Consider the following 22049-nt stretch of genomic DNA (forward strand, 5'->3'; position numbering starts at 1 on the left):
TTTCTTCACACCGACCGCTTTCAGCCCGCCGATGCCCCGCGCCGACAGACGAAGAGACGACGGCGCCCATGTCGAGGCATGGGCGGACGAGCGCGACGCGGCGGCGCGGGCGCGCGCCGAACGGCGGCGGGCGCGGCGGGGCGAGTCGCATGGCCTGCTCTCGACGCGCTGGGGACGCTGCCTGAGCGGCGCGGTGGCGCTGCTGGCGCTCGTGACGGCGGTCGGGCTGGTGGTGCTGTGGCCGCACGGCGACGGGCCGAGCGGCAGACAGCTCGCCTCCACGCCGACCGTCGAGGCGACGGTGACCGCGGTGAGAGAGCAGCAGTGCCCAGGGCCCTACAGGCAGACGTGCCGCTCGATCGTCGTGCGGATCGAGCAGGGGGCCGACCGCGGCAGACGCGAGCCGATCCTGCTCGGCCCGTCGAACGTCTCGCCGACGGTCGACGCCGGCGACGGCGTGCGGGTGCAGCGGGCGGCCGGCGATCCGAAGATGAACGTGCAGCGCTACGGCTTCACATCGGTCGACCGGCGCTCGACGATGGTGTGGCTCGCGCTCGTCTTCGTCGCGCTGGTCGTGCTGCTCGCGCGCTGGCGCGGCCTGCTGGCGCTCGCCGGCTTCGCGATCAGCCTGCTGCTGCTGACGCGCTTCCTCGTGCCGGCGGTCTCCGACGGCGGCCCGCCGTTCGCGGTCGCGATCGTCGGTGCGTTCGCGGTCATGTTCGTGACGGTCGGGCTCACGTACGGGATCGCCGCGCCGAGCCTGGCGGCGATCCTCGGGATCGCGACGAGCCTGCTGCTGGCCGGCGTGCTCGGCACGGTCGCGGTCCACGGCGCGCGCCTGGACGGCCGCGCGAGCGAGCTGTCGCAGGCGCTCGCGCAGCTCAACGCCGGCCTGTCGCTGCAGGGCGTCGTGCTCGCCGGGCTCGTCTTCGGCGCGCTCGGCGTGCTCGCCGACCAGGCCGTCACGCAGGCCTCGGCGGTGATGGCGCTGCGGCGCGCGAACCCGGCGCTGACGGTCCGCCAGGTCTACAACGAGGCGCTCGCGGTCGGGCGCGACCACCTGATCGCGACGACCCACACGCTCGTGCTCGTCTACGTCGGCGCGACCTTCCCGCTGCTGCTGGTGCTCGACGCGGGCGGCGTCGCCGGCGTCGACGCGCTCAACCGCGAGGACCTCGCCGAGCCGATCGTCGCGACGCTCGTCGGCGCGATCGCGCTGCTCGTCTCGGTCCCGCTGACGACCGCGCTGGCGGCGCTGATCGCGGCTCCGGCGCCCACGAGTGCGCTGCCGGCGTCTGCGCACGCGCATCACCACCACTGAGCGGCGCGCGGCGAGCCCGACGCGTCAGCCGGCTGCCGCCGAGGTACCGGCCAGCTCCGGATACACCACGCTCGGATCCGCGGCCAGGTCCGCCTTCGCCTGCACCGTGTCCGCGTCGGCGAGCACCTCGAAGCGACCGGCCTCGATCCCGTCGAGCGCCGCGCGCACGACGTCGGCGGGGTCGTTCTTGGGGATGTCCCAGCCGGCCATCATGTCGGTGTCGGTGGCGCTGAGGAAGAGGCCCGTGACGAGCGTCCCCTGCTCGGCCAGCTCCAGCCGCACCCCGTTGGTCATGCTCCACGCCGCGGCCTTGGCGACGGCGTACGCGTTGGCGCCGTTGAGCGAGAGCCATGACATGCGCGACAGCACGTTGAGGATCGCGCCGCCGCCGTTGGCCGCGAGCACCGGGGCGAATGCGCGAACGACGGCGAGCGTGCCGAAGAGGTTCGTGTCCAGCTCCAGCCTGATCTGCTCCAGATCGCCCCTCACGAGGTCCTGGTGGGTCGTGACGCCGGCGTTGTTGACCAGCAGCGTCACGTCCTGCGCCGCGGCGGCCGCGGCGGCGACGGACGCCGGATCGGTGATGTCGAGTTGGAGGACGTCGGCGCCGGGGAGGTCGACCGACGCCGGGTTGCGCGCGGTCGCGTAGACCTTCGCCGCGCCCCGCTCCAGCAGCTGCTGGGCGAAGTGGCGGCCGATGCCGCGGTTGGCGCCGGTGACGAGGGCGGTGCTTGCGGAGATGTTCATGCGACTGACCGTACGCCGCAGGACTGGATCAATCGATGCGCATCTGAAGCAGATCAATAGCTTCTTGCTGCATCGATGATTCGTGTCTGTACCATTCTGCGAATGGACGTACTCGCCGACGTGCTTGCCGTCTCGGGCGTCCGCGGCACGCTGGGGGCGCGGATCGAGGCCGGCAGCGACTGGGGCTGGTGGGCTGACCCGTCGCCCGCCGCCGCCTTTCATGCCGTCACCGCCGGCACCGCGTGGCTCGGACTGCCCGGGCAGGATCCGCTGCAGCTGATGCCGGGCGATGTCGTCCTGCTGCCGACCGGGACCGAGCACGTGCTGGGGAGCGACGCGGCTGCCGTCGCGCGCACCAGCGAGCAGGTCTTCAGCATGTGGGAGCGGGCCGGCAGCGGGGCCGTGAGGATCGGCGACGGTCCGGTGCAGACGCACATCCTCTGCGCTCACTACGGCCACGACCCGGCCGTCGCGACGCAGGTCCTCACGCTGCTGCCGGATCTCGTCCACATCCGCGCCGAGAACGGCGGCGGCTGCCTGGAGGACACCGTCCGGCTGCTCGCGCGCGAGCTGGCGCATCCGCAGATCGCGACCGCCGTCGTGCTGGACAGCCTCGTCGACATCCTGCTGGTCCAGCTGTTGCGCGTCTGGCTGGAGGACCGGCCGGAGTCGTCGCAGGCGTCGTGGCTGGGCGTGCTCGGCGATCCGGTCGTCGGTGCGGCGGTGGCGCGGATCCACGCGGACCCCGCACGCGACTGGACGACCGCGACGCTCGCGCACGAGCTGTCGGTCTCGCGCGCGACGCTGTCGCGGCGGTTCGACGCCGTCGTCGGCCAGAGCCCCGCCGCGTACCTGACGCGCTGGCGGATGGACCTCGCGGCGCGCCGCCTGCGCGACACCGACGACAGCCTGGAGGCGGTCGCGCAGGCGGTCGGCTACACGTCGGTCTACGCGTTCAGCCGTGCCTTCAGCCGCGCTCGTGCACAGCCACCGGGGCGCTACCGCGTCGAGGCGCGTGCGGCGCAGCGCGGCGGCCAGGCGGCCGCTGCAGCGGGCGGCTCAGCCGGGTCACCGGTTCGCGTCTGTCGCTCACAGGTGCAGCCCGCCTGAGACCTCGATCCGCTGGCCGGTCACCCAGCGGTTGCCGTCGCCCAGCAGGGCGGCGATCGCGGGGCCGATGTCGTCGGCGACGGCGTGGCGGCCGAGCGCGGTGACCGACGCGAGCTGGTCCTGCAGGGCCGGCGTGTCGCGCACGACGCCGCCGCTGAAGTCCGTCGCGACGGCGCCCGGAGCGATCGTGTTGACGGTGATCCCGCGCGGGCCGAACTCGACCGCGAGGTAGCGCGTCAGCACCTCGACCGCCCCCTTCACCGACGCGTAGACCGCGCGGTCGGGACCGGTCAGGCGGGTCAGGCCGGTGGAGATGTTGACGATCGAGCCGTTGTCGGCCAGCAGCCCGGCGAGCTTCTGTGTGAGGAAGAAAACGCCCTTGTAGTGGACGTCGACGAGCCGGTCGAAGTCAGCCTCGGTGACCTCGGCGAACGGCGCGGTGATGTTCATCCCGCCGTTGTTGACGAGGAAGTCGAACGTGTCGCGATCCCAGCTCGTCCGCAGCGATTCGGTGACGGCGGCGACGAACGCGTCGAACGAGCCGACCTCGCCGGCGTCGAGTTGCAGCGCGACGGCGGTGCGGCCCAGCGCGGCGATCGACGCGACGACGGCGGCGGCCTCGTCGGCGTTGGAGCGGTAGGTGAGGATCACGTCGACGCCGTCGCGCGCGAGCGCCAGCGCGGCGCTGCGGCCGATGCCGCGGTTGCCGCCGGTGATCAGCGCGATGCGTGGGGAGGAGGTGGTGGTCATGGTGACTCCCGGGTCTGTCTGTCCGTGTCGGTGGGCGACTGCTGGACTCGATCGTGGTGCTCGACTCTCACCGTGAAAAGGGGTCGTCTCATCCAGGGACAGCCGCTCCCTGGATGAGCGCCGCAGCCAGGGACAGGGTGTCCCTGGCCAACACGCCGCGCGCGTCGCATACTGGATGAATGGATCGGGAAGGCCTCGCGGACTTCCTCCGCCGGCGCCGCACGGCGCTGCAGCCCGCCGACGTCGGCCTGGCGCCGGGGCGCCGACGCCGCACCGCCGGCCTGCGGCGCGAGGAGGTCGCAGCGCTGGCGCACATGTCGACCGACTTCTACGCGCGGCTGGAGCAGGGCCGCGGCTCGCGCCCGTCGCAGCAGACGGTCGCCGCGCTCGCGCGCGCGATGCGCCTGACGCAGGACGAGCGCGACCACCTCTTCCAGCTCGCCGGCCACGCCGCCCCGCCGCGCGGCTACCGCAGCGACCACGTCACGCCCGCGCTGATGCGGGTGCTGGACCGGCTCGACACGCCTGCGCAGATCGTCTCCGACCTCGGCGTGACGCTCGCGCAGAACCCGCTCGCGGAAGCGCTGCTGGGGGTCCACACCGAGCACACGGGCTTCGCGCGCAGCCTGATGTACCGCTGGTTCACCGACCCCGCCGAGCGCCGCATCTATCCGCCGGACGACCACGAGCTGCACTCGCGCAGCTACGTCGCGACGCTGCGCGCGGTGCACAGCCGCAATGCGGACGACGCCGAGGCGCAGGCGCTGGTCGAGCGGCTGCGCAGCGACAGCCGCGAGTTCGCCGAGCTGTGGGACGAGCACGAGGTCGCCGAGCGCCGCGACACGCGCAAGCGGATGGTCCACGCGGTCGTCGGCGAGCTGACGCTCGACTGCCAGATACTCACGTCGCAGAACCAGACCGAGCGGCTCGTCGTCTTCACCGCGGCGCCCGGAACGGAGGACGCGGAGAGACTCGAGCTGCTGTCCGTGATCGGGGCGCAGACGTTCGAAGCGACGGCGTGACGCGGGCGCTGATCGACGCCGCGATCGTGCCCGCGCGCAATCGTTCCCCTTTTTATCCAGAAAGAGGCCTACAGTTGTCGACGTGATCGAGCAGCGCAAGCCCGTCGTCCTGAGCGAACGGTGGCGCCACTACAAGACGAGCGGTGACAGCGGCGGGCGGGACGAGCTGGTGCTCGCGTACGCCCCGATCGTCAAGTACGTCGTCGGGCGGGTCGCGTCGCGGCTGCCCGCGCACGTCGACAGCGCCGAGCTGATGTCGGACGGCTTCGTCGGCCTGATCGACGCCGTCGAGCGGTTCGATCCCAAGAGAGGCGTGCCGTTCGAGTCGTTCGCCGACCGTCGCATCCGCGGCGCGATCCTCGACGGGCTGCGCTCGATGGACTGGGTGCCGCGCGCCGTCCGCGAGGAGGCGCGCGCGATTTCCCGCGCGACCACCGAGCTGACGGCGCGGCTGCACCGCGCGCCGACCGACGACGAGCTCGCGCGCGAGCTGACGCTGAGCGAGGAGGAGCTGGAGAAGTCGTTGCAGCGCGTCGCGCTGTCGCGGATGGTCGCGCTCGACGAGCCGATGCGCTTCGCGCACACCGACGGCAGCATGACGCTGGTCGAGACGCTCGCCGACCCGCAGGCGGACGACCCGGCCGAGGTCGCGGGCGGCGACGACGACCGGCGCGAGCGGATCGCCGCCGCCGTCAAGCGGCTGCCGGAGCGCGATCAGGTGATCCTCGCGCTCCACTACCACCAGGACCTTCCGCTCGCCCAGATCGGCGAGGTGCTCGACCTGTCCGAGTCCCGCGTCGGCGTGCTGCACGCGAAGGCGCTGCTGCAGCTGAGAGCTGAGCTGAGCTGAGCTGCTGCGCTGCGCGCCTGCGCGAGCGCCGCGCGGGCCGGTTGCGACGAGGAGACGACGAGACCACGCGGCCGGCGGCGGGCCGCGGCGTTAGCCTTGGCCGCCATGTCGTCAGACCTGCCGCTGCTCGTCGTGCGCCACGTCCCGTGGGAGGGACCGCACCGGATCCTCGACGCGTTCGACGGCGTGCCCGTCCACGTGCACGACGCGTTCTCGCCGGGGGCGAAGCTGCCGCCGGTCGGCGGCGTGCGCGGCGCGGTCTTCATGGGCGGGCCGATGAGCGTCAACGACGTCCACAGGCTGCCGTGGCTGGCCGACGAGGTGCGCTGGCTGCGCGACGCGCTCGACGCCGAGCTGCCGGTGCTCGGGATCTGCCTCGGGTCGCAGCTGCTCGCCGTCGCGCGCGGCGGCCGCGTCGCGCCCGGGCCCGCGCTGGAGCTGGGCTTCTCGCCGGTCGAGGTGCTCGACGACGAGGATCCGCTGCTGCGCGCGCTCGCGCCGGCGACGACCGTCCTGCATTGGCACGGCGAACTGATCGAGCTGCCCGTCGGCACGTCCGCGCTGGCGCGCTCGGAACCCACCGCTGTGCAGGCGTTTCGCGCCGGCAGATCGGCGTGGGGCCTGCTCTTCCACCCCGAGGCCGACGCCGCCCTGCTGGACCTCTGGCTGGCAGAGCCGTCGATGGCCGGCGAGGCTCGCGAGCAGCTCGGCGACGGCTGCGAGCGGATCCTGCGCGCGGCCGTCGAGGCTGTCGACCTCGCTCGCGGCCGGCGCCTGTTCGAGGCGTTCGCGCAGCGCTGCGCGGCGGTCGCCGCCGGCGCCTGAGCGCACGCGCCGCGCGGCTGACGTTCGCGCCGCGCCCGCTGGTGTCGTGCGGCGCCCGCTGCTGCCGCCGAATCTCTGACTCACGACGCTAGATCGGCGGCACCTCCCGCAGTCGCTCACCCGGCTCGGTGACCGTCCGGACGATCAGCTGGGAGACGATCAGCGCCGCGAGCAGCTCGACGGCGAGCAGGGCGAGCAGCACGACGAGCTGGGTGCGCGCCGCGGTTGCGGGGGAGGCGCCGCCGAGCATCAGGCCGACGAACGTGCCGGGCAGCGCGACGAGGCCGACGCTGCGGGTCTGGTCGATCGCGGGCACGAGACCGGTGGTGATCGCGCGGCGCGCGACGGGCCAGACGGCGGTTCGCACGTCGTCGCCGAGCGCCAGCCGCGTCTCGATCTCGCCGGCGTCGTCGTGCAGGCCTTCGAGCAGGCGCCGGCCGGTCAGCGTCGTCGCGGCCATCGCGCCGCCGATCAGGATCCCGGCGGTCGGGATCGTCGCGCGCGGGGTCGCGGCGAACGCGCCGACCGCCAGCAGCAGCCCGGTCGCGAGCACGGACGGGACGCCGATCGCGATCGCCGCGCGCCGTCGCGCACCGGGCAGCACCCGCAGCCGCCCGCCCGAGGTCAACGCGGCGGCAAGCACCATCGTCGCGACGAACACGACCGCGAGCGCTGGCACGCGGAAGATCAGCGCGATCAGCGCGCCGACCGCCGCCAACTGCACCGCCGCCCGCACCCCCGCGATCACGAGCGCCCGCTCGAACCCCAGCCGCAGCCACGCCGCGAGCCCGGCCGCGAGCGCGAGGAAGCCGAACGCCGCGAGGACCTGGATCGTGCCGCGATCCATCAGCGCGGCTCCCCCGAGCGAGCCCGCGCCGCGCCCGCCAGCGCCGCGCCCGCCCGCGCCGCGCCCGCCAGCGCCGCGCCGGCCCGTATCGCGCGCCGCTCGATCACGCCGCGTCCAACCCCACCGAACGGTCCGCGATCCGTTCGGCGAGCGCGAGGTCGTGGGTGGCGAGGCAGATGCCGAGGCCCTCGCGCGCGAGCCGGACGAGCGTCGCGGCGACGACCTCGGCGGCGTCGCCGTCGAGCGCGGCGGTCGGCTCGTCGAGCAGCAGCAACTCCGGTTCACGGGCGATCGCACGGGCGATCGCGACGCGGGCGCGCTCGCCGCCCGACAGCGCGTCGGCGCGACGCGGCGCGAAGGAGGCGTCGAGCCCGGCCGCCGCCAACGCGGCCTGCACGCGCTCGCGGGGCAGCGCGTCGAGTCCGTAGCCGACGTTGGCGGCGACGTCGCCGGGCAGCATCACCGGCTCCTGCGCGACGAGCCCGACGCGCCGCCGCAGCGCGCACGGCTCCAGCGTCCTGACGTCTGCGCCGTCGAGCAGGATCGTCCCGCGATCGGGTTCGAGCAGTCGGTTGAGACAGCGCAGCAGCGTGCTCTTGCCCGCGCCCGACGGCGCCAGCAGCGCCGTGATGGCACCGCGCGGCACGTCGATCGAGGCGCCGCGCAGCACGTGGCGACGATCGCCGCGATCGTCTGCGGTCGCCGCGCGCTGCTCCCCGCGCACGAGCCAAAGGTCGCGCGCGACGAGTCCGGCCCCTGCGGCGGTGCGGCTCACGTCCACCGCTGCATCCTCGCACCGCCGACGGTCCGCACGGGACTGCGCGTCGCGACGCGGCCGCTCCACGCGTCACGCCGCCGCGCGCGGTCACGGCTCATCGCGCCCGCTCAGATCGCCAGCAGCACGGTCGAGAGCAGGCCGGCGGCGATGCAGTAGATCCCGAACGGGGTGAGGCGGTTGGTCTCGAAGAAGCGCAGCAGGAACTTGATCGCGAGCAACGAGGTGACGGCCGCGGCGAGCGCGCCCGCGAGCGCCGCGCCGCGCACGCCGTCGCCGGCGCCGCCGAACAGGTCCGGCAGCTTGTAGAGCGCGGCGAGGCCGATGATCGGCGTCGCGAGCAGGAAGCCGTAGCGGGCGGCGTCCTCGTTGGAGAGGCCGGCGAGCAGGCCGCCGCCCATCGTCATGCCCGAGCGCGAGATGCCCGGGATCAGCGCCGCGGCCTGCGCGGTCCCGATCCCGATCGCCTGGCGCCACGTCAGCGCGCTCGCGATCCGGGCGTCGCCGTCGGCGGCGGGGCGGACGTCGCCTGGCGCCGGCGCACGCCGGCGCCAGCGCTCGAACGCCAGCAGCAGCACGCCGTTGAGCGTCAGGAAGAGCGCGGCGGAGGTCGGCGAGGCGAACAGGTCGCGCAGCTCGTGCTCCAACGCGAGGCCGAGGATCCCGGCCGGGAGCGTGCCGGCGACCAGCAGCCAGCCGAGCCGTGCGTCGGTGTCCTGCGGGTCGATGCGGCGGTCGCGCAGCGAGCGGCCGAGGCCGCGCGCGATCCGGATCCAATCCTTCAGGAAGAAGAGGAACAGGACGATCGCGGTCGCGAGGTGAGTCGCGACGAGGAAGCTGAGGAAGTAGTCGTCGTTCTGATGGATGTCCCAGCCCAGCAGCGACGGGAGGATCACGCCATGCCCGAGGCTGGAGACCGGGAACGGCTCGGCGACACCCTGCAGCGCGCCGAGCACGATTCCCTGGACGATCGAGATCGGATCGCTCATCGTCGCCCGGCTCCCGCGCCCGCGGCCGCGGGCTTGCGACGGGAGCGGACGGCGACGTACGCGACCGCGCCGACCACGGCGAGGACGACGGCGTAGTCGGCGAAGCGGAAGGCGTGGTGGACCTGCTCCCAGTTGTCGCTGACCGCCCAGCCGACGCCGGCGAACAGCGCGCACCAGATCGCGCTGCCGGCCGCGGTCAGCAGCGTGTAGGCGGGCAGCGGGCTGCCGAAGACGCCGGCCGGGATCGAGATGAACGAGCGCACCAGCGGCGTCAGGCGGCCGAGGAAGACGGCGCGCGCGCCGAAGCGGTCGAACCAGCGCTGGGCTCTGGCGACGCGGTGCGGCGGCAGGTGCAGCCAGCGGCCGTGGCGCTCCAGCAGCGGGTGGCCGCCGCGCGCGCCGATCAGCCAGCCGGCGAGCGCACCGAGCAGGTAGCCGAGCGTGCCGGCGGCGACCATCACGAGATAGGACTCGAGGCCGGCGTGCGGGTGCAGGCCGAGCACGGAGACGTCGGCGCCGGCGACGACGCCGGCCGCGATCACGCCGGCGTACAGCATCGTCAGCTCGCCGCCGACCGGCAGCAGCGCGTCGACGGCCATCAGCACGATCACGGCGACGACGCCGTGACGGGCGACGAGGTCGACGAGCTGGCCGGAGATCGATGCGAGGGGAGGGGTCGTGAACACGATGGTCACGATGGCGTCGCGACCTGAATGCAACCTGACTGAAACCTGACGATCGGCCCGGCACCCGCCATGATCAAGGCGATGACGGCGGTTTTGCGACGGGTCCGGAGCAGGTGGCGCAGCGTGATGGTGGCGGTGCAGATCCGGTCGTGCGACGGCGGCGCGAGCGCGATGGCGGCGGGGCGGATCGGGCCGTCGACGGGCGGCGCGACGCGATGAGCGCGGCGCGGATCGGGCTGTGCGAGGACGACGCCGACCTGCGCTCGGTGCTCGTGCGGACCCTGCGCGGCGAGGGCTTCGAGGTGCGCGCGACGATGACGGGACACGAGGCGGTCGAGGCGTTCAGCAGCGCGCCGCCGGACCTGCTCGTGCTCGACGTCGGCCTGCCCGACGCCGACGGCCGCGACGTCTGCCAGGCCCTGCGCGGCCACGGTGTCGGCGCGCCGGTGATCTTCCTGACCGCCCGCGACGCGCTGACCGACCGCCTCGCCGGCTTCCACGCGGGCGGCGACGACTACCTGACGAAGCCGTTCGCCCTCGCCGAGTTGATCGTGCGGGTGCGGGCGCTGCTGAGACGGAGCGGGGCGGGGGAGATGGTCGACACCGCCGGACTTCGGCTCGACCCCGCCGCGCACGCCGCGCGCGTCGGCGAGCGGAGCGCGCAGCTGACGCCCACCGAGTTCCGCCTCCTCGCCGCGCTCGTCGCACGACCGCGTGAGGTGCTGCGCCGCCGCGAGCTGGTCGCCGCCGCGTGGCCCGACGGCGCGATCGTCCACGACAACACGCTCGATGCCTACACCGCCCGCCTGCGCCGCAAGCTCGCCGTGCTGGAGGCGGTGCAGCGGATCGAGACCGTGCGCGGCGTGGGGTACGTGCTGCGGTGAGCGGTGCGCCCGAGCGAGACCCCGAGGGCGCGGAGGACCGCGGCGCGGCCCGCGGTGGCGAGCGCGGCCTGCGCGCTCGTGCCGCCGCGCTGCTCGGCCGGCTCGACCTGCGCGATCGCGTCACGCTCGCGACGGCGGCGGTGCTCGCCGGCGGGCTGGCGCTGCTGAGCGCCGGTGCGCTGCTGCTGCTGTTCGGCCAGCTCGACCACGACGTCACCTCGACGCTGAACGAACGCGCCGACGCGCAACAGGCCGCGGTCGCGCAGGTCGATGGGCGGACCGTCGTGCGCGGGACGCCGGACGACGTGCTCGACGAGCAGGCTTGGGTCTTCGACGCCGACGGGCGCGTCCTGCGACGCCCGCGCGCGAGCGCCGAGGTCGAGCGCACGGCCCGCTCGCTCGTGGGCGTCACACGTCCGACCGAGCGCGACGTCGGCGAGGAGCTGCGCCTGCGCGCGGAGCCGGTCCACGCGAGTTCCACCGCCGAACGGATCGGGACCGTCGTCGTCGGCGTCTCGCTGGATCCGTACGAGCGGACCGAGCATCTCGCGCTGCTGGGGATCGCGTTCCTCGACCTCTGCATCGTCGTCTTCGGCGCGCTGCTGGCGCGGCGCGCGGTCGGCAAGGCGCTGCAGCCGGTCGCCGACATGACGGCGCAGGCGGCCGACTGGAGCGAGCACGACCTCGACCGGCGCTTCGACCTCGGGCCGCCGCGCGACGAGCTGACCGCGTTGTCGGCCACGCTCGACGGGCTGTTGGCGCGGATCGCCGCGAGCGTCCGACGCGAGCAGCGCTTCTCGGCCGAGATGGCGCATGAGCTGCGCACTCCGCTGGCCGGCGTGCGCGCCGAGGCGGAGCTGGCGCTGCGGGCCCCCGACACGCCCGCGGATGTGCAGATCGCACTCGAACGGATGCTGCGCGGCACGGATCGGATGCAATCGGTCATCGACGCGCTGCTGTCAGCCGCCCGCGGGGAAGGCGGCAACGGCGGCATCGGCGACGCGACGGCGGCCGCTCGAGAGGCGGTCGGCGCGGCAGCGACCGTCGCCGAGCGCGACGAAAGCTCGACCGCCGGACGCCAGCGCGTGCGCGTGGAGCTGGCCGGCCTCGCGACGCCGCTGCGCGTCGGTGCCGAGCAGCAGCTCGTCGTCCAGGCGCTCGCTCCGCTGCTGGACAACGCGATCCGCCATGCCCGCTCGCGCGTGCTGGTGCGGCTGGAGCGTGACGGCGGTGATGTGCTGCTGCACGTCGAGGACGACGGCGACGGAATCGCGCCGGACCAGTCGGAGGCCGTCTTCGCACCGGGCGTCAGCAGCTCCGGTGGAGCGGGCCTCGGACTGCCGCTCGCGCGGCGTCTCGCACGCTCGGCCGGCGGCGATGTCACCACTGGGACCGGCGGCGACGTCGTGCTGCGACTGCCTGCCGTCGGCTGAGTCGCCGGGCAGGCGCCTGTTCAGGCGGGATTCAGGTGCGCCGTGCGACGGTCGCCGGCATGTCCACCTTTGCCGAGCGAGGCGCCGCGAACGGCCGTGCCCGCAAGCTGCTGAACAAGGTCCCGGAGGTCACGCTCGCCTTCTGGATCATCAAGATCCTTGCGACCACGGTCGGCGAGACCGCGGCCGACAACCTCAACGAGCGGCTCGGCCTGGGGCTCACCGGCACCACGTACCTGATGGGCAGCCTGCTGGTCGTGGCACTCGTCTTCCAGTTCCGCGCGCGGCGCTACGTCCCTGCGCTCTACTGGCTCGCCGTCGTGTTGCTGAGCATTGTCGGCACCCTCATCACCGACAACCTCGTCGACAACTACGGCGTCGCATTGCAGACGACCACGATCGCCTTCTCGATTGCCCTGATCGTCACCTTTGCGGCTTGGTGGGGGAGCGAGCGGACGCTCTCGATCCACACGATCTCGACGACCCGCCGCGAGGCGTTCTACTGGCTCGCGATCCTCTTCACCTTCGCGCTCGGCACCGCCGCGGGCGACCTCGTCGCCGAGAGATTCAGCCTCGGCTACTTCCCTTCGGCGTCGATCTTCGCCGGGCTGGTCGGCGCGATCGCCTTCGCGCACTTCCAGTTGAGACTCGATCCGGTGTTGGCATTCTGGCTGGCCTACGTCCTCACCCGCCCGCTCGGCGCCTCGATCGGCGACTGGCTCTCCCAGCCGACGGCCGACGGCGGCCTCGGGCTCGGCTCGACCTGGACGAGCGTGCTGTTCCTGCTGACGATCGTCGGCCTCGTCGCGGAGTTGACGGTGACCAGACGCGACCAACCGCGCGCGGAGCTGTCGCTCCAGGAGCACGGCTGAGCTGCGACGAGACCGAGTATAGCCTCGGAGTTAGAGCAATCGTTCGGTATTCTCATGCGATGTCTCAGGTACATGCGATCAACACGACGGGCGATCGGGGAGGCCTGCCACAGCGGGTCCACCTGCGCGAGGTCGGCCCGCGCGACGGCTTCCAGAACGAGCCCGAGGTGCTCGCGACCGCGGACAAGGTCGCGCTGATCGAGGCGCTCGCGCGCAGCGGGATCACGCGGCTGGAGGTGACCTCTTTCGTGCGCGCCGAGGTGATCCCGCAGCTGGCGGACGCGGCGCAGGTGCTGCGCACGCTGGAGCTGCCGGACGCCGTCTCGGTCTCGGTGCTGATCCCGAACGAGCGCGGCTTGGAGCAGGCGCTGCTGGTGCGCGAGCGCTTCGACGAGGTCAACGTCTTCCTGTCGGCGTCGGAGGCGCACAACCGCCACAACGTCAACCGATCGGTCGATCAGTCGCTCGACGGCATCGGCCGCCTGCTCGCCCGGGCCGGGGATGCCGGGCTGCGCCGCCAGGGGACGATCGCGACCGCGTTCGGCTGCCCGTACGAGGGTCGCGTCGAGCCGCGGCGGGTGTTCGAGATCGCGCGCGCACTGCGCGACGCCGGCTGCGAGGAGATCGCCTTCGGCGACACGACCGGGATGGCGAACCCCCTGCAGGTGGCGGATTTCTTCGGCGGCGCACGGGCGGCGCTGGGGGAGCAGGTCGAGCTGACCGCGCACTTCCACAACACGCGTGGGCAGGGCCTGGCGAACGTGTTCGCGGCGCTGCAGGCCGGCGTCACGTCGTTCGAGTCGAGCTTCGGCGAGCTGGGCGGCTGCCCGTCGGGCGGGCCGGACGGACAGCCAGCGACCGGCAACATCGCGACCGAGGACCTCGTCTCGATGCTGCACGAGATGGGCGTCGAGACCGGCATCGACCTCGACCGCCTGCTCGACGCGACGCGCACCGTGCGCGACCTGCTCGGCCGCCCGCTCGGCTCGCACGTGCTGACGGCGGGACCGGTCGCGTGGAGCGCCCCGCGACCGGCTTGACCGCAGGCGCGGCCGCGCACACCGGCGGGCGGGGACGAGCGCTCCGCCGGCGGCGCATGCCGATCGAGCGGTGGCGCGTCAGGACTCCGCGGTCACCACAAGCGTGTTCAGGTCCGGATCGGACGCGCCGTGCAGGCGCAGGCCGGCGGCGTGCAGCGACAGCAGTTGGTCGAGCGCGCGGCGGGTGATCGGCTCGCCCGGCAGCAGCGCCGGAATGCCAGGGGGATAGGCGCTGATCGCCTCTGCGCTGAGGCGGCCGATCGCGGCGCTGCGGCGGACGCGCTCGACGCGGCCGAGAAATGCCTCGCGCGGGGAGCAGCGCGGCCGCTCGGCGGACGGCGGCGCGGCGAGCACGGACTCCGGGATCGAGGAGCTGCCGCGCGCGCCGTCGGCGACCGCCTCGCGCAGCGCGTCGGCGACGTGCTCGGCGGTCGTCGCGGTCATCCCGAGCGGGATCACGAAGACGATGCTGGTGTGGGTGCTCAGCTCCGGCTGCACGTCGTGCACGTCGCGCAGCAGCGCCGCGACCGTCGTCGCCGGCACGCCCGTGCCGCGCACGTCGACGACGACCCGCAGCGGGTCCCACGCGTCGATCGCGGGGCCGTTCCAGGAGCGGTCGAGCACCTGGCAGCCGTCGATCTCCTCGACCCGCTCGCGCAGTCGCTCGCCGGCGACGATCGCGTCGCCGAGCACGCGCGCGCCGCGCACGACGAGCTGGCGGCGGGCGGCGTCGAGCGAGGCCAGCAGCAGCGAGCTGGGGGAGGTCGAGCGCAGCAGCCGCACGGCGCGGCCGATTCTCTCGGTCAGCTGCTCGCGGTCGGGCGCGACGTGCAGCATCGCGCTCTGCGTGAGGCTCCCGGCGTGCTTGTGGATCGACGTCAGCGCGACGTCGGCGCCGCGCCGCAGGGGGCTGTCGGGCAGCGCGGGGTGGAAGCCGAAGTGGGGGCCCCAGGCGCAGTCGACGACGAGCGTCACGCCGGCCTCGCGCGCGACCTCCGCGCAACCGGCGACGTCGGCGACCATGCCGAAGTAGGTCGGCGAGACGAGCATCGCGACGCGCGCGTCGGGCCGCTCGCGCAGCGCCGCGCGCAGGCTGTCGGGCGTCACGACGGTCGCCATCCCGAGGCCGGCGTCGTAGCCGGGCGTGACGTAGGTCGGCGAGCCGCCGCTGAGGACGAGGCCGTCGATCACGCTGCCGTGGCAGTTGCGCTGCACGACGGCGGCGGTGCCGGCGGGCGTCAGCGCGAGGCAGATCGCCTGGTTGCCCTGCGTAGCGCCGTTGGTCAGGAACCACGTGCGGCCGGCGCCGTAGGCGGCCGCCGCGAGCGTCTCGGCGCGCTCGTACGGGGTCGGGCGCGCGCCGATGTCGACGCCCTCGATGTCCTGCGGTATGTCGAGCTGGAAGGTCGAGGCGCCGAGCGCGGCGAACAGGGCCGGGTCGGCGCCGGCGCCGCCGCCGTGGCCTGGGACGTGCAGCCGCTGCGGTGCGCGGTGCCCGTAGGCGAGCAGCGCTTCGACGTACGGGGCGTGGAGCTGCTCGGTGCTGCGGGCGGCGAGGGGCGCGCCCGCCGTACCGGGGGTCTGCGTGAGCGTCATCGTGTCGCGGACGGTAGCTATCGGCAACGCGCACAGGCAAGCGGAGATCAGGCCAACCGCTATAGGCTGAGCCGATGGCACGAGAGTTGGATGCGCGCGACCTGCGCCTGATCGTCGCGATCGCGGCCGAGGGCTCGATCGCCGCGGCGGCGCGGCAGCTCGACTACAGCCAGCCGACCGCCTCCCAGCACCTCGCGGGGCTGGAGACGCGACTGGGCGCGCGGCTGGTCGAGCGTGACTCGCGCGGGGCGCGGCTGACCGAGCTGGGCGCGCTGCTCGCCGGCCACGCGGCGGAGCTGCTGGAGCAGCTCGACACCGTCGAGGCCGACGTCCGCCGCCGCGCCGAGCACGGCGTCTCGACGCTGCGGCTGGGCACCTTTCCCAGCGCCGGCTCGGAGTTGGCGCCGCGCGCGATGGCCGCGCTCGCGAAGTCGGGCCTGCTGGTCGAGGTGCTGGAGGCGGAGGTGCCTGAGCTGCTGGTCGCGCTGCAGCGCCGCAGCGTCCACGCGGCGCTCGTCTTCGCCTCGCCGGAGGAGCCGCTGGCGGCGCTGGCGGGCGTGCGCTTCCTGCACCTGTTCGACGACGAGCACCTCGTCGTGCTGCCGGCCGGGCATCCGGCGACGGCGAAGGCGGCGGTCGCGCTCACCGACCTGCGCGACGAGCGCTGGATCGCCGCCCCCGACGACGACGACCCGAGCTTCGCGGCGCTCGTGCGCGCCTGCCGCCGCGAGGGCTTCGAGCCGACCTTCGCCCATCGCGTCGACAGCTTCTCGATGACGCAGGGCTTCGTCGCCGCCGGCCTCGGCGTCTCGCTGCTGCCGCGCCTGGCGATGGTCCCGATCCGCGACGACATCGTCCTGCGCCCGCTCACCCGTGCCCGCGTCGTGCGCTCCGTCCAGGTCGCCTACCTGGAGTCGCTCGCGCCGGCGCTGCAGGACCGGCTGCTTGCGGCGCTGATGGCACAGGTGTGAGGGACGCTCACCGCCCGCCCGCCCGCCCGCCCGCCCGCGGGCGGCCGCGCTCGCGGCCGCCCGCGCCAGCTCAGCTCAGCGTCTGACCGGTCTCGCTCTCGCGCGCGGCTTGATCGTCAACGGCTTCGACGTGCGCGCGGTGCCGACCGCGTTGCCGGCGCTGATCGAGACGCGGTAGGAGCCCGCGCTCAGCCGCGCGCCGAATCTGCCGGTCGCGTTGCCCGTGCGCGAGACCGGCAGTCTCAGCGTCGCGCGTGTCACATACCGTGAGCACGCTCTCGCGCGGCGGTTTCTTCTCGTCGGCGCGACGCAGCGTCTGCCGCTGCGCCGCCCGGAGAGCTTGCGCTCGACGCGCACGAAGACCGTCCCCGCGCTCGTGACGGCGACTCTCAGCGTCGCCGATCTGCCCTGCGTGATCGTCCGTGTCAGCGAGACTCTCGCGAACACCGGCTGAGCACCGGGCGGGTTCGGTATCTGCGGCGGGTTCGGCGGGCTCGGGCCCGTCGGCGGCGTCACGGGTGGCACGACCGGCGGCGGCGCCTCCAGGCCGGTCACGAGCGCGATTCTTCTCGACGTCTCGAGCGAGACCCAGAGCGTGCCGTTGAGGCCGGCCGTGATCTGGCGCGGGCCGCTGTTGGCGCTCAGCCCGGTCAAGGTGGTGACGGTGCCGGTCGAGGTCAAGCGGGTCAGATCGCTCGAGAGGAAGTCGGCCGCCCAGTACGCCTGATCGAGACCGAAGGCGATGCCTGTCGCGTCGGTTCTCGGTGCGGGGACGCGGATCGCCGGATCCGGAGGGGTGATCAGTCCGACCTCGTCCGGGTCCAGGCCAGGCGCCGTGTAGCCGACCTGCGCGCCCAACCCTGCGACGACCTCCTGCGGGGCGCTGTTGACACCGGTGTCGTAGAACGTCGGGACGCCGGCGGTCGTCAGCTGCACGATGCGGTTGCCGCCGAAGTCGGCGATCCAGAGGTTGCCGCCACCGGTCGTGATCCCGCGCGCGTCCATGCCGGTGACCGGGAAGCTTCTGATCTCTCTGCCGTCAGCTGGGTTGACCTGGACCGCCTGGTCGCCGGCGACGAACCAGATGTTCTGGTCGGGACCAGTGGTGATCCCACGTTTGCCGGCGACCGTGGGGATCGCGTAGGCGGTCGCTCTTCTGGGGTCCGACGGCGAGAATCTCGCGACCCCGTTCGCCTGCGAGACCCACAGGTCGCCGTTCGGCCCCAGCGTGATGTCGACCGGGTTGGCTATGTCGGTCGCGTCATACGTTCTCACCGTGCCGTCGGGCGTGACCTCCGCGACGTCGTCGGTGCCGCCGAGCACGACCCAGGCGTTGCCGGCGGGGTCGGTCGTGAGCTGGCCGGGCGTGTCGGCGAACCCGGCTGGCGGGAACTCGCCGCTGACGACCGGCACGGCGCCGGCAGCCGCTGGCGCGAGCAACGCGGCGGCGAGGACGAGCAGGAGCAAAGGGATCAGGCGTTGGTGCGACACGGCGCCTCCGGAGTCGATCGACCGCTTGCCGCGGTCCTGCGGCCAGGTCCTACCCCGGATGCTAACCCGCCCAATCGACCGAATCCAGGGGCACGAGAGCGCGTGGCCGCCGGGATCGGGATTGCGTCCAGGTCGAACCGAACAGCGTTCGCAATGATCTACGCTAGCGGGCATGTCGCCGCGCTGCATCGCTTCCACCGTCCGCCGATCGGCAGCGCTGACGGCGCTCGCCGCGGTGCTCTTCGCCGCCGTTGCGGCCATCGCCTTCGCCGATCCCGACCCCGGCCGCGCGCAGACGCGCGTCGACGCCGGCGACGACCTCTGGGTCCGCGCCCACCAGCCGGTCCGGCTCGGCGCCGGCGGCGGCGTGCAGGGCGACGACGACGCGCGCGTGCGCTGGCGCGTCGTCGACGCCCCGCGCGGCGCGCGCTTCGAGCTGAGGGGGAAGACGCGCGAGCGCCCGCTGCTCGCCGCCGACACCGTCGGCACGTACGTGCTGCGGCTGACGGCCGACGGGGACGGTCCCGACGGCCCGCTCGGCGCGGGGCGTGACACGCTCACCGTCACCGTCACGCCGGACGACCCGCCGATCGGGGTCGAGCTGGACACGCTGCACCCCGGCTCGCAAGCGATGCGGATCGACGGCAGAGGCGTGGAGGGGACCAGACGCAGCTCCGACGAGAGCGCGCTCTACTACCTCGTGTTGGAGCGCGCGACGCGCAGAGAGGTCGCCGCCGGCAACAGGCCGCGCAGCCGCGCCGGCCTCGGCGACCTGATCGCGCTCGCCGACAGATACAAGACCCGCGACAGATACCTGATGATCGTCTCCGGCTACCGCGGCATCGAGCAAGCGAACCTCGACCTCGCCGAGAGACTGCTGAAGCTGCTCGGCGGCGCCGACCTGACCGCCTTCCAGAAGCGCGACCTCGGCCTCGGCGTGCCGTTCACGCTCGCCGGCGTGGCGGGCGGCGCGACCGGCTCGGCGTGGACGCGGATCAACCGCTACAACGAGTACGCCGTCGGCGCCTTCCGCGGGCTGCTGCAGCGCAACACCGCGACGCAGCAGTACGACCTCGTCAGCCCGGACATGCTCGCGTTCGACACCGACGTGCCGACCGGCAACCCGCGCGCCAACAAGATGCGGATCGGCGGCAACGACTACACCGGCACGCTGCCGGCGGGCCGCACGGCCGGCTTCCACGTCGTCGCGATCAACCCGATCAACGGTCTGCAGATCGCCGACGCCGTCTACCCGGTCGACGGGCAGATACAGGCGTACAGCGAGGTGCTGCTGGCGGCGGCGCTGGAGAAGGCGATCGACGGGCCGGGGCAGCCGGTCGTGTTCGTGCAGACGATCGGCAGACCGGTCACCGGCACCGACGACTGGAACCACGTCATCAGAGAGCTGCTGCGGCTGGGCGCGACGCGCTCGCTGATCGCCTCCTTCGACGGCAGCAGCGAGTACGCGTTCGTCGGGCGGCTCGGCGGCGAGCGCCCGTCGGTGGAAGTCAGCTCGCTGCCCGGCACGCGCGACCCCGAGGACGTCGAGAAGGCGCAGCTGTCAGGCATCCTGACGCGCACGCACGCGTACGCCTACGAGCCGCTGATCGCCTCGCCGAACGGCGGGCAGACGGCGGAGCTGCCGGCCATCGCCTACCAGGACGGCACGCCCTTCCCGGCCTTCTCGACGCCGGGCCAGCGCGCCGCCCAGACCGCGATCGGCGAGTACCTGCGCGTCTGCTCCTTCACCGCCGCGTCGTGCGACATCCGCCGCATGTACTACGAGAGCTACCGCGCGGCGTGGGGAGAGTTGGCGAGCGGCCTGCGCGCGATGACCTACCCGGGCGAGGGTCGCGGCTTCAGCGCCGCCGAGTTCAGCAGCGTCAAGGCTCAGCTGCTGGAGGAGATGTCGGACATCGTCCACATCAAGACCTACTTCGAGCAGCTGTCGTCGATCCTGCCGCGCGCCGAGAGCGACGGCCAGGTCGACGTCAGAAGAATCGCGAAGGAGATCTACGACGCGATCCAGCCGGCCGGCGAGAACAAGTCCGGCGCCTATCTGCCGGAGCTGTTCGAGCACGCGACCGAGGTCGCGGGGCTGTACTTCGGCGGCATCGGCTCGGCGATCCACGGGCTCAACGCCGTCATGGGGCTGATCTCGTTCCTGTCCGACGAGAAGGGCAAGCCGGTCGCGGGCTCCGAGCTGCCGGTGCGCGCCGACGCGCTCGCCACGCAGCTGCGCGACAACCTCGTGCAGGCGCAGGAGGCGCTGATCGCCCAGCAGCAGCTGATCGTCAGCGACTGGGGCAAGATGCAGGCCGTCACGCGGCACATCCTGAGCGACTGGCGGCTGCCGGCCAGCGACGCGATCACGCTCAGAGCGATGCGTGTCGCGACCGGCCAGTGGGTCGCGGGCGAGCTGTTCGGCGCCGCCTTCCCGGACCTCGTGCACACGATGGCGGGCGAGACGCCGCGCCAGACCTCGTGCGGCTTCAACCCGCACCTGGGCACCTACAAGCAGCGCTACCCGTGGAGATACCTCGAGCCGCACCTGATGGTGAGAACGAACGTCGGCTACGCGGCCAGAGCGACGCAGCCGTACTGGGTCGTGCGCTTCGCGACGCGCGGCGGCAGCCCACCGACGCGCAGACTCGGCAGACGGCTGTTCGACGCTCCGACCGACGAGACGCCGGGGCTCGGGATCGACCCGCTGCGCTTCTTCGACGCGAAGAACTTCGACGGCCGCGACCTCTACGCGAACCCGAACGCGCCCTACTGCGACCTGCCGTTCTCGCACGACTTCCCGGACTGGATGGCGAGACCGGAGGACTGAGGCGCGGCGGCGCCCGCCGCCGCGCTGCGCGGCTCGGCGGCGAGCGTCGTCAGCAGCTTCAGCGAGCGCTCGGAGTCGCTGCCGGGCATCGCGTGGAAGACGAGCAGCTGCTGGCGGTCGGCGCCGGTGACGGTGAACGCCTCGTAGTCGAGCGTCAGCTCGCCCAGCAGCGGGTGCAGGAAGCGCTTCGTGCCGGGTCCCTTGTCACGCACGTGGTGACGCGCCCACAGGCGGCGGAACTCGTCGCTCTTGAGCGACAGCTCGCCGACCAGCTCGGTCATGCGCGGGTCGTCCGCGTCGGCCGCGGCGAGCGAGCGCAGCATCGCGACGGCCTCGACCGCGATCTCCGCGCGCTCGGAGGGCAGGTACAGCGCGCGCGACTCCTCGTCGAGGAAGTAGTCGCGCACGAGGTTGCGACCCGGCTGGTAGCTGGGGTGCAGCAGCGCGGCGAGGCGGTTGCCGGCCAGCACCTCGCTGGTGGCGCCGTAGATGTAGGCGGGCACGTCCACGTGCCGCTCCAGCAGCCGCTGCAACGGCTCGCTGGCGCGCTCCGGGCGGCTGCTGCGCGGACGCCTGCCGGCTGGCGGGCGGATCGCGAGCGCGTGCAGGTGGCGCGTCTCGTCCGCGTCGAGTTGCAGCGCCCGCGCGAGCGCGTCGAGCACCTCGGCGGACGGGCGGCGGTCGCGGCCCTGCTCCAGCCGCGCGTAGTACGGCGCGCTGACGCCGGCCAGCAGCGCCAGCTCCTCGCGCCGCAGCCCCGGCACGCGCCGGCGGCGGTAGTCGTCGGCGAAGCCCGCCTGCTCCGGCGCGAGCTGCTCCCGCCGCGCGCGCAGGAAGGCGCCGAGGGGGTTGTCGGCGCTTGGCGCGGCACGCTCGTCACGCGCGGCCCCGGCTCGCAGCGGCCGGTCGTCGTCGGCTGACATCCACCTCACGATAGCCGCCGCATCGAGCCCAGCCAGACCCTGCTGGAGCCACCCTCGACGGGGTCCGTTCGCGCACGCTGCACG

Annotated in this window: 20 protein-coding genes; 11 read left to right on the top strand and 9 right to left on the bottom strand. The window is 73.5% G+C overall.

Annotated features, from left to right (window positions below; genetic code table 11):
• Window positions 1–31: 31 nt before the first annotated feature.
• Window positions 32–1321 carry a YibE/F family protein gene (locus Q7L65_RS17660; RefSeq protein ID WP_304723069.1) on the top strand — a complete coding sequence of 430 codons (1290 nt, stop codon included), beginning with the start codon at window positions 32–34 and terminating at the stop codon, window positions 1319–1321.
• Between the two features lie 24 nt (window positions 1322–1345).
• Here the strand turns inward: Q7L65_RS17660 and Q7L65_RS17665 are convergent, their stop codons facing one another.
• Window positions 1346–2068, bottom strand: coding sequence for an SDR family oxidoreductase (locus Q7L65_RS17665; protein WP_304723071.1), 723 nt, complete (start codon window positions 2066–2068; stop codon window positions 1346–1348).
• 102 nt (window positions 2069–2170) lie between these two features.
• On the opposite strand from Q7L65_RS17665, the gene Q7L65_RS17670 reads away from it, so the two are divergent.
• Window positions 2171–3178, top strand: coding sequence for an AraC family transcriptional regulator (locus tag Q7L65_RS17670; RefSeq protein WP_304723072.1), 1008 nt, complete (start codon window positions 2171–2173; stop codon window positions 3176–3178).
• Here Q7L65_RS17670 and Q7L65_RS17675 read toward each other — a convergent pair.
• Window positions 3158–3928, bottom strand: a complete 771-nt coding sequence (locus Q7L65_RS17675; RefSeq protein ID WP_304723074.1) for an SDR family NAD(P)-dependent oxidoreductase — start codon at window positions 3926–3928, stop codon at window positions 3158–3160. The genes Q7L65_RS17670 and Q7L65_RS17675 overlap by 21 nt on opposite strands.
• Window positions 3929–4107: 179 nt before the next feature.
• Between Q7L65_RS17675 and Q7L65_RS17680 the strand changes: the two genes are divergently transcribed.
• From Q7L65_RS17680 to Q7L65_RS17690, 3 genes are all read left to right on the top strand, one after another.
• A complete protein-coding gene (locus tag Q7L65_RS17680; RefSeq protein WP_304723075.1) occupies window positions 4108–4950 on the top strand; it encodes a helix-turn-helix transcriptional regulator in 843 nt (280 codons plus the stop codon).
• An 82-nt stretch (window positions 4951–5032) separates the two neighbouring features.
• Window positions 5033–5800 (top strand): FliA/WhiG family RNA polymerase sigma factor, encoded by a 768-nt coding sequence (locus Q7L65_RS17685; RefSeq protein ID WP_304723076.1) that lies wholly within the window; start codon window positions 5033–5035, stop codon window positions 5798–5800.
• A 105-nt stretch (window positions 5801–5905) separates the two neighbouring features.
• Window positions 5906–6625: a type 1 glutamine amidotransferase gene (locus Q7L65_RS17690; protein WP_304723078.1), complete on the top strand. Its 720-nt coding sequence runs from the start codon at window positions 5906–5908 to the stop codon at window positions 6623–6625.
• An 88-nt stretch (window positions 6626–6713) separates the two neighbouring features.
• Here the strand turns inward: Q7L65_RS17690 and Q7L65_RS17695 are convergent, their stop codons facing one another.
• The 4 genes from Q7L65_RS17695 to Q7L65_RS17710 all read right to left on the bottom strand — a co-directional run bounded on the left by Q7L65_RS17695 (window position 6714) and on the right by Q7L65_RS17710 (window position 9922).
• Window positions 6714–7472 carry an ABC transporter permease gene (locus Q7L65_RS17695; RefSeq protein ID WP_304723080.1) on the bottom strand — a complete coding sequence of 253 codons (759 nt, stop codon included), beginning with the start codon at window positions 7470–7472 and terminating at the stop codon, window positions 6714–6716.
• 103 nt (window positions 7473–7575) lie between these two features.
• Window positions 7576–8247 (bottom strand): ATP-binding cassette domain-containing protein, encoded by a 672-nt coding sequence (locus Q7L65_RS17700; protein WP_304723082.1) that lies wholly within the window; start codon window positions 8245–8247, stop codon window positions 7576–7578.
• Window positions 8248–8357: 110 nt separating this feature from the next.
• Complete coding sequence (locus tag Q7L65_RS17705; RefSeq protein ID WP_304723084.1) at window positions 8358–9236, bottom strand: undecaprenyl-diphosphate phosphatase; 879 nt, start codon at window positions 9234–9236, stop codon at window positions 8358–8360.
• Window positions 9233–9922 carry a DedA family protein gene (locus tag Q7L65_RS17710; RefSeq protein WP_304723085.1) on the bottom strand — a complete coding sequence of 230 codons (690 nt, stop codon included), beginning with the start codon at window positions 9920–9922 and terminating at the stop codon, window positions 9233–9235. The genes Q7L65_RS17705 and Q7L65_RS17710 overlap by 4 nt, the downstream gene beginning before the upstream one ends.
• Window positions 9923–10035: 113 nt before the next feature.
• Between Q7L65_RS17710 and Q7L65_RS17715 the strand changes: the two genes are divergently transcribed.
• Genes Q7L65_RS17715 through Q7L65_RS17730 form a run of 4 tightly spaced genes read left to right on the top strand, consistent with a single transcriptional unit; the run spans window position 10036 to window position 14151 of the window.
• Entirely contained in the window at window positions 10036–10806 is a 771-nt protein-coding gene (locus Q7L65_RS17715; protein WP_304723087.1) for a response regulator transcription factor, read from the top strand.
• Window positions 10803–12239 (top strand): HAMP domain-containing sensor histidine kinase, encoded by a 1437-nt coding sequence (locus Q7L65_RS17720; protein ID WP_304723089.1) that lies wholly within the window; start codon window positions 10803–10805, stop codon window positions 12237–12239. The genes Q7L65_RS17715 and Q7L65_RS17720 overlap by 4 nt, the downstream gene beginning before the upstream one ends.
• Before the next feature lie 59 nt (window positions 12240–12298).
• Window positions 12299–13111: a hypothetical protein gene (locus tag Q7L65_RS17725; RefSeq protein ID WP_304723091.1), complete on the top strand. Its 813-nt coding sequence runs from the start codon at window positions 12299–12301 to the stop codon at window positions 13109–13111.
• Between the two features lie 59 nt (window positions 13112–13170).
• A complete protein-coding gene (locus Q7L65_RS17730; protein ID WP_304723092.1) occupies window positions 13171–14151 on the top strand; it encodes a hydroxymethylglutaryl-CoA lyase in 981 nt (326 codons plus the stop codon).
• Window positions 14152–14229: 78 nt separating this feature from the next.
• On the opposite strand, the gene Q7L65_RS17735 is transcribed toward Q7L65_RS17730, so the two are convergent.
• Window positions 14230–15747 carry an aminotransferase class I/II-fold pyridoxal phosphate-dependent enzyme gene (locus Q7L65_RS17735; RefSeq protein ID WP_304723093.1) on the bottom strand — a complete coding sequence of 506 codons (1518 nt, stop codon included), beginning with the start codon at window positions 15745–15747 and terminating at the stop codon, window positions 14230–14232.
• A 74-nt stretch (window positions 15748–15821) separates the two neighbouring features.
• On the opposite strand from Q7L65_RS17735, the gene Q7L65_RS17740 reads away from it, so the two are divergent.
• Window positions 15822–16718: a LysR family transcriptional regulator gene (locus Q7L65_RS17740; RefSeq protein ID WP_304723094.1), complete on the top strand. Its 897-nt coding sequence runs from the start codon at window positions 15822–15824 to the stop codon at window positions 16716–16718.
• A 75-nt stretch (window positions 16719–16793) separates the two neighbouring features.
• On the opposite strand, the gene Q7L65_RS17745 is transcribed toward Q7L65_RS17740, so the two are convergent.
• Entirely contained in the window at window positions 16794–18209 is a 1416-nt protein-coding gene (locus Q7L65_RS17745) for a hypothetical protein (RefSeq protein WP_304723095.1), read from the bottom strand.
• A 172-nt stretch (window positions 18210–18381) separates the two neighbouring features.
• Between Q7L65_RS17745 and Q7L65_RS17750 the strand changes: the two genes are divergently transcribed.
• Window positions 18382–21042, top strand: coding sequence for a hypothetical protein (locus Q7L65_RS17750; RefSeq protein WP_304723097.1), 2661 nt, complete (start codon window positions 18382–18384; stop codon window positions 21040–21042).
• Here Q7L65_RS17750 and Q7L65_RS17755 read toward each other — a convergent pair.
• Window positions 20982–21965: a helix-turn-helix domain-containing protein gene (locus Q7L65_RS17755; RefSeq protein ID WP_304723099.1), complete on the bottom strand. Its 984-nt coding sequence runs from the start codon at window positions 21963–21965 to the stop codon at window positions 20982–20984. The genes Q7L65_RS17750 and Q7L65_RS17755 overlap by 61 nt on opposite strands.
• Window positions 21966–22049: the final 84 nt, after the last annotated feature.

The sequence above is a fragment of the Conexibacter sp. CPCC 206217 genome (assembly GCF_030646165.1).
Classification (GTDB): Bacteria; Actinomycetota; Thermoleophilia; order Solirubrobacterales; family Solirubrobacteraceae; genus Conexibacter.